At 42.4% G+C, this 7,143-nt stretch carries 7 protein-coding genes and 1 pseudogene; 7 read left to right on the plus strand and 1 reads right to left on the minus strand.

Annotated elements, in window-relative coordinates:
* Positions 1 to 12: 12 nt before the first annotated feature.
* Entirely contained in the window at positions 13 to 792 is a 780-nt protein-coding gene (locus tag AB6D58_RS14820) for a glycine betaine ABC transporter substrate-binding protein (protein ID WP_102322250.1), read from the plus strand.
* 60 nt (positions 793 to 852) lie between these two features.
* Here AB6D58_RS14820 and AB6D58_RS14825 read toward each other — a convergent pair whose 3' ends face one another.
* Complete coding sequence (locus AB6D58_RS14825; RefSeq protein WP_102490406.1) at positions 853 to 1,776, minus strand: LysR family transcriptional regulator; 924 nt, start codon at positions 1,774 to 1,776, stop codon at positions 853 to 855.
* A 216-nt stretch (positions 1,777 to 1,992) separates the two neighbouring features.
* Here AB6D58_RS14825 and AB6D58_RS14830 point away from each other — a divergent pair, with 216 nt between their 5' ends.
* The 6 genes and pseudogenes from AB6D58_RS14830 to grxB all read left to right on the plus strand — a co-directional run bounded on the left by AB6D58_RS14830 (position 1,993) and on the right by grxB (position 6,715).
* Complete coding sequence (locus tag AB6D58_RS14830; RefSeq protein ID WP_102322248.1) at positions 1,993 to 2,283, plus strand: putative quinol monooxygenase; 291 nt, start codon at positions 1,993 to 1,995, stop codon at positions 2,281 to 2,283.
* Positions 2,284 to 2,482: 199 nt separating this feature from the next.
* Positions 2,483 to 2,773: a putative quinol monooxygenase gene (locus tag AB6D58_RS14835; RefSeq protein WP_055026561.1), complete on the plus strand. Its 291-nt coding sequence runs from the start codon at positions 2,483 to 2,485 to the stop codon at positions 2,771 to 2,773.
* Positions 2,774 to 2,855: 82 nt separating this feature from the next.
* Positions 2,856 to 3,938: an L-dopachrome tautomerase-related protein gene (locus tag AB6D58_RS14840; RefSeq protein ID WP_102322247.1), complete on the plus strand. Its 1,083-nt coding sequence runs from the start codon at positions 2,856 to 2,858 to the stop codon at positions 3,936 to 3,938.
* A 202-nt stretch (positions 3,939 to 4,140) separates the two neighbouring features.
* Entirely contained in the window at positions 4,141 to 4,908 is a 768-nt protein-coding gene (locus AB6D58_RS14845; protein ID WP_102281786.1) for a glycine betaine ABC transporter substrate-binding protein, read from the plus strand.
* A gap of 144 nt (positions 4,909 to 5,052) precedes the next feature.
* On the plus strand, positions 5,053 to 6,078 hold the full coding sequence (locus tag AB6D58_RS14850) for a zinc-binding alcohol dehydrogenase family protein (RefSeq protein ID WP_136978157.1): 1,026 nt from the start codon (positions 5,053 to 5,055) through the stop codon (positions 6,076 to 6,078).
* A gap of 27 nt (positions 6,079 to 6,105) precedes the next feature.
* Positions 6,106 to 6,715 (plus strand): annotated as a pseudogene (grxB, locus tag AB6D58_RS14855) (glutaredoxin 2).
* Positions 6,716 to 7,143: the final 428 nt, after the last annotated feature.

Consider the following 7,143-nt stretch of genomic DNA (forward strand, 5'->3'; position numbering starts at 1 on the left):
TAAGGTCACGTTATGTCTAACATTATCAATCTCGGGATTACCGATTTATCTTTTCATCGCGTTACTGCATCGATAGTTAGCCATGTCTTAACTGATATGGGTTTTCAGGTGGAACGTGTCTACGCACCACATCAAGAAAATTTCCAAAATCTAAAAGTGGGCCGTATCGACATGCTCTCTTCTGCCTGGTTACCTTCAAGCCACGGTATCTATAAATCCGATGTTGAAACGGTAGAGCCTTTGTTAGAGTTAGGTTTGCACTATAAACCGTACGCTCTATGGGGGGTGCCCGATTATGTACCTGAGGAGGTTGTTTCACAAATCAGTGACCTATTAAAACCAGAAGTCGTTAAGCGCACCAACAAACACATTCAAGGTATTAACCCAGGTGCTGGCATTACCCGATTCTCTATTGAAATGATGGACCAATATGGATTAAGCGATGTGGGTTATCATTTTCACTCTGGTTCAGAAGAGGATTGCTTTGGTGCCTACGAGCGTGCGGTTGAAAATAATGAGTGGGTTATTGTGCCATTGTGGAAACCACAGTTCTTGCACCACCTATTTACTATCCGTGAATTAAAAGAGCCCAAAGGATTATTGGGTAGCGTTGATCGCGCCATATTATTACTTCGACAAGAAAGATCAATCGTATTTACCCCAGCACAGTTGGCACAGCTAGATCAATTGCGCTTTTCAAATGAAATCATCGCAGAATTGGATTACAAGGTTTGCCGTGCGGGATTAGCGGTTGATGATGTGACTCGTGAGTGGTTGGACAACCATCAGTAGTTAAGACCATCACCGCTTTACTGAGGGCTGGCAATTTCCACGCCCTCACAACCTCAACAGTTAACCCAATAGAATCCCTTTGTCCTTCATTTGGATTAGAATCTGTTCGGTCTTTTCTCTAAGCATATCCCTTATTAGGCGGACGGTTGGGGTAATAGATTGTCGGCTTGGGCATATTAACCAAAGCTCAGTGGAAGTCGGTTTATAGTCTGCCATTACATTGACCACTTTCCCTGTTAGCAAGTCATCGGCCATATCGAGGCAAGACTTGATTGCTACCCCTTTCCCCGCCACACACCAGCGCCGAACAAGATCGCCATCATTAGATGCTCTGTTACCTTTCAGTTTTACCTTAATGTCCTCTTTTCCATCATTAAACAACCACTCATTTTGCAAAATATCATGTAACTGGTAAAACAGGGCATTATGTTCAAGCAGATCATCTGGCTCGGATGGAGTACCGTATTTTGCTAAATACTCCGGGCTGGCGCACAACAGCCTTGGCACATCACAAATTTTAAAACCGTACATACTCGCATCGGTTGGTGAGCCATAGCGCAGCGCCATATCAACAGAATCTCGATAAAAATCGATGTTGCTGTCACTGATACTGGAGCGAAGTGAAACGTCTGGGTAGTCCAACAAAAATTCATCAAGCCAAGGTGTGACCACATTTCGGCCCAAATCAGACGAAAGGGCGATGCGGATCTCTCCATCAATAATCCCTAGCTCTTCACGCATGTTCATTTTGGCTTTTTCAAGCATCTGCAACGCCTCTTCACACTGAGGCAAATAACGCTCGCCGGCAGAAGATAAGCGTAAATGACGAGTCGTTCGTACAAATAATTCAGCCCCTAATGATGCCTCAACACGTTTCACCGCCGCACTTGCCGTTGCCGTGCGCATATCCAGATTTGTCGCAGCAGCAGTGATGCTGCGAAACTCTGCGACTTTTAAAATGACCTGAAAATCCTCTAAGAGCATAACCGTTACCTTTTAATCAGTGTGTTAACAAAATCTGAAAATGACTATCCCTTTATATCGCACCACATGAAATATTAAAAGATTATTATCAAATTTTAATTGGTAATTATTCAATTGACGGGCTGTTTTTCATTGGTAATGTTCGCACTATTATACCTCCATACCAACAACGCAGTGCGCTAAGCACGGCACTAACTCAGAACGAAGGAAACTCCTATGACTACATTAACGATTGTTGCAAACATCAAAGCCAATGACGACAAAATTGAACTTGTGAAAGCTGAGCTACTAAAACTTATCGAGATAACTCGTGCTGAAGAAGGTTGCATCAACTATGACCTTCATCAAGACAACGACAACCCAGCGCATTTTACTTTTTATGAAAACTGGGTATCACGTGAACTTTGGCAAGCTCATATGGGCAACCAGCACCTTGCTGACTACATGACAGCAACCGAAGGCTCTGTCGCAAGTTTCACTGTCAACGAAATGACCAAGATCGCTTAGTTAAAAATTAACGTATTTAAACATTCAATTATCAAAATAGATTTGAAAGTATTTACAATATAAGTCAGTAATTGAGTGTAGTACCTGTACTACATTTAGTGAGTAACTCAATATGACATGACGAGTTGCCCTATCACTAAAACATTAAAGACATCAAAATTACCGACGATTTCGGTATCAAATTTAAAAGGAACATCCCATGACTACATTAACGATTGTTGCAAACATCAAAGCTAATGACGACAAAATTGAACTGGTGAAAGCCGAGCTACTAAAGCTTATCGACATTACTCGCGCTGAAGAAGGTTGCATCAACTATGACCTTCATCAAGACAACGAAAACCCAGCGCATTTTACTTTTTATGAAAACTGGGTATCACGTGAACTTTGGCAGGCTCATATGGGCAACCAGCACCTTGCGGACTACATGACAGCAACGGAAGGCTCTGTCGCAAGCTTCACAGTCAACGAAATGACTAAGATCGCGTAACGACAACATAAAACAAGCTTGTTATAGCACTATGCCCTGACTAAAACGGTTAGGGCATCAAAGAACACCAATGAGGCTCGACATGAAAAATATCAAAATCTTACTAACACTTGCGACTGCGATGATAGTTAACACAGCGCAAGCGGCTGATATCGAAGTGGTTGCCAAGCTTGATGGCACACGACCAGGGAACATTACAGTAACGAAGCAGGGGCGTACTTTCCTTTCTATGCAACCCCTTGATGCACCTGAACTTCGTGTTGTTGAATTGATGAAGGATGGCTCAACCAAAGCATTTCCAACCCAAGACTGGGCAGATGGTCCAGATAAAGGTGAGGTTGGTTTGGCTTCAGTAATCGGTATTGATAGTACCGATGATGGTGTTGTGTGGGTGTTAGATATGGGCAGTGAAACTTCGCCTTCGCAAATTGTTGCATGGGATACCGTCAACGATAAGCTATTTAAACGCATTGAAATTGGAAAAGACGTACAGGTCGGTAACTCTTTTTTACAGGATTTTGCATTAGATACACTGCGTAACCAGATGTACATTGCCGATACGAGTTTAGGTAATCTGTATGGCGAAGCTGCGCCTGCCTTTGTTGTTGTAGATTTAAATACAGGTAAATCTCGCCGCGTTTTGCAATCAAATAAAGCACTGCTTTCACCTGAGCATGAGGTTGTGATTGATAGTTCTCGTATGGCGACAAAGCGTGAAGATGGTAGCGTTGATGCGCTTTATCTTGGTGTGAATCCAATCACTATTGATGCAAATAATGAATGGCTATATTTTGGTACAGTCAATGGTAGTGCTATCTACCGTATTCCTGCCGCTGCTCTTGCTAACACAGCGCTTAGTGAAGATGCATTGGCCGAGCAGATTGAATTTTTCAGTGAAAAACGTCCAAGTGATGGCATGATTATCGCAGATAACGGTGATATCTATGTCGGTGATATTGAGAAAAATGCTGTTGGTGTGGTGAATAAAGACGGCTACAAAATCTTTGCACAAGATGACAAGTTATTGTCATGGGCAGATGGTTTCTCTATCCAGGGTGATTACTTGTACGTCACTCAAAACTCTCTTCACTTCCACCCTGCTTTTAACGAAGGTGAAGAAGGTTCTAGAAAGCCATATCATGTCTTGCGAATCAAATTAGATTAAGGCGACAGTAGATAGATACGTAAATATCAAGCGTATGTATTTCATCAATGCATACGCTTTTTTATTAAGTGTAAATCGGCATCTATCAATTTATTTTTGATAATTATTCAAAAATTAGGCTGTTTTTGATTACTCTAGAGCCTTGTATTATCAATCTATCAGCAACGATAAGAGCGAAAGAACAATGAATAAAAAAATCACAATGGGTGTAACAGATTTATCATTCCATCGCACGACAGCTTCATTGGTTAGCAATGTATTGAAGACCATGGGCTTCGAAGTTGAGCGAATCTTTTCCCCTCATCAGGAAAATTTTGAAAAACTGAAAGCTGGTGAAATCGATATGCTCTCTTCTGCTTGGTTACCATCGAGCCATGGTATCTATAAGTCGGACGTTGAAAAAGTTGAGCCATTAATCGAGCTTGGACTTCATTACGAACCTTACGCACTGTGGGGTGTGCCGGATTACGTACCTGAAGAGATGGTCGCTGAAGTGGCGGATTTATTGAAGCCTGAAGTCGTCGAGCAAATGAGACCTAAAATTCAAGGTATTAATCCAGGAGCTGGAATCACTCGCTTCTCTATCCAGATGATGGAAGAGTACGGTTTAAGTAAAGCAGGCTATGAGTTTTTTACAGGCAGTGAAGACGACTGTTTTAGTGCTTTTGAAGATGCCGTCGCAAATAAAGAGTGGGTCATTGTGCCGCTATGGAAACCGCAATTTCTTCACTATCGTTATGATATTCGCGAGCTTATAGAGCCGAAAGGGCTGCTTGGAATTGTAGACCGAGCTGTACTGTTACTGAGAGATGATAAGAAAAATCTATTTACTGATGAACAGCTTAAAACCTTAGATTCATTACGTTTCTCCAACGATATTATTGCCGAGCTTGATTATAAAGTGTGCCGAGAGGGTAAACCGCAAGATGAAGTGACGTATGAATGGTTAGCTGCACAAGGTGTTATCTAACTAGGTTAACAGGTAAGTATCTCAACACTACCCGGTCGAGCAGTGTGATTATCAAAAATATATTGAATGTAATTAAAAGATTAGGCGGTTTATCTAGGGTAAAAAATCTCTATGATGAAGGTGTCCAATCAAAGGAGAAACAACATGCCAGCACCAACAACAATGAAAGCAATTGGTTTTACTCAATCACTAGCAATTACAGAGCAAGACAGCTTATTCGAGTTTGAAACAAGCCTGCCAGAGCTAAAAGACAATGACCTGCTGGTAAAAGTGAGTGCGACCTCGATTAACCCAGCAGATGCAAGAATACGTATCCGCAACGCACAAGATAAAACCCTAGAGCAGCCAAAAGTATTGGGCTATGACGCGGTGGGTGAAGTGGTTGCTAAAGGTGGCAATGTTTCAGGCTTCGAAATTGGTGACCGTGTTTATTACGCAGGTGATGTGACACGTATGGGTGCGAATGCTGAGTACCAAGCGGTCGATTACCGAATTACAGCTCACGCCCCAAAAAGCCTTTCTGACGAATCAGCAGCCGTTATGCCTCTCGCTACATTGACAGGTTGGGAAGCCTTGTTTGATCGCCTACGCGTTCGTCCAGAAGAGAAGAAATCTATTCTGATCATTGGTGGCGCAGGTGGTGTTGGTTCGATTACGGTTCAACTGGCGAAACAGCTTACTAACCTAACAGTGATTGCGACTGCTTCAAGACCAGAGACCGAGCAGTGGGTAAGAGATATGGGCGCTGACCATGTTGTGAATCACCGCAATCTGGTGGAGTCGGTACGTGAGCAAGGCATTCAGCATGTGGACTACATCTTCAACGTTGCAGATACCAAAGGCCATTGGGATGCAATGGTCGAGTTGATTGCTCCGCAAGGCATGATCAGTTCAATTGTAGAATTTGATGGTGGTGTTGATCTATCAAAACTACAAGGCAAATCAGCTGGATTCATCTGGGAACTGATGTTCACTCGCTCACTGTTTAACACTGACGATCTTCAGAAGCAGCAAGATATCCTATTCCAAGCTGCGAACTTGATTGATGCTGGCCGCATTAAGTCTACACTCACCACCACATTGAATGGTTTTAGTGTTGAGACGTTAAAAGACGCACACCAACGCATTGAAAGCAGCGCATCAATTGGCAAAACTGCGATTAAATACTAATTCAGACTTATAAAAACGGGATTTTTGATGAAACTGTATATCTACGAGCATTGTCCATTTTGTGCCCGTGTTGCTTATGTTGCTAATGCACTGAAGCTTAACGTTGAATACCAAGTTGTAGATTATGCTGATGCGCAAACTCTGATTGATTTAATCGGTCAAAAAATGGTGCCAGTTTTGGAGAAAGCGGATGGCAGAAAGCATGGATATCATTACTTACTTCATCGATCAAGCTGGTATTGATGCGGTAGCCGCACCATCAGAAGAGACGTTGGTATTTCAGCGTGAGGCATTCCCTTTGATTCAAAGAATTGGCTACCCTCGCTGGACGAAACTGAATCTAAAAGAGTTCGCGACTGAAGCAAGTGTTACTGCATGGCAAGCGAAGAAAGAGACAGAAGAGCTGAACTTTGTTCGCCTGTTAGAAAGCACAGAGCAGATTGTTGCAGATGTAAACGCACAGTTGCTTAACGCTGAAGCGTTGATCCAACCGAATGCGGGTAAATCACCACTGCCTCTGGTTGATCAGGCTATCTACTTCTCGCTACTGCGCGGCTTCTTTGTTGAGCCCACCGTTACTTGGCCGCAAGAGCTCAAGTTATGGCTGGAAACAAACAGTAATGAGCTAAGGTGCTAGTATACTAACTTTCTAGACTGGTTGGACGAAAGCGTATTAATTAGGCCCGAGTTATCAAGATGGTAGCTCGTTTTTTTTATTAATATAACCAGTCAAACTTAAAAATAGTAAAACCTGTGATTCCTTTTTACTCATTACTATTCCTCTTCCCCTAGAAGTAACCTCAAGGCAGGTTGGAAATCTTTACGACGTGATTTTCCATACCTGTAGTTATTCATTTATTTCTAATTTAGCAAAATCGCTGACTCATTTATGTCCAAAAGTTTGTTGCAAACGTGTCTACTATGTCTGTGATCACCGAGCGGTAATGTTATTGATTATCTAGGGCAAAAATTATTGGAGCCGAGAGCATCTCAAGCCGCCGCAGTACTACTGCATATTTCGGAGCATTCCGATCAGTCATTTCGGGATTATCCGATCACCCATTT

The organism is Vibrio sp. 10N.239.312.D08 (assembly GCF_041466145.1).
GTDB classification, from domain to species: Bacteria; Pseudomonadota; Gammaproteobacteria; order Enterobacterales; family Vibrionaceae; genus Vibrio; species Vibrio crassostreae_C.

Coding starts and splice junctions, on each gene's coding strand:
- AB6D58_RS14845 (WP_102281786.1), top strand. CDS start 4,141: ATGGGTGTAACAGATTTATCATTCCATCGCACGACAGCTTCATTGGTT.
- AB6D58_RS14820 (WP_102322250.1), top strand. CDS start 13: ATGTCTAACATTATCAATCTCGGGATTACCGATTTATCTTTTCATCGC.
- AB6D58_RS14840 (WP_102322247.1), top strand. CDS start 2,856: ATGAAAAATATCAAAATCTTACTAACACTTGCGACTGCGATGATAGTT.
- AB6D58_RS14830 (WP_102322248.1), top strand. CDS start 1,993: ATGACTACATTAACGATTGTTGCAAACATCAAAGCCAATGACGACAAA.
- AB6D58_RS14825 (WP_102490406.1), bottom strand. CDS start 1,776: ATGCTCTTAGAGGATTTTCAGGTCATTTTAAAAGTCGCAGAGTTTCGC.
- AB6D58_RS14850 (WP_136978157.1), top strand. CDS start 5,053: ATGCCAGCACCAACAACAATGAAAGCAATTGGTTTTACTCAATCACTA.
- AB6D58_RS14835 (WP_055026561.1), top strand. CDS start 2,483: ATGACTACATTAACGATTGTTGCAAACATCAAAGCTAATGACGACAAA.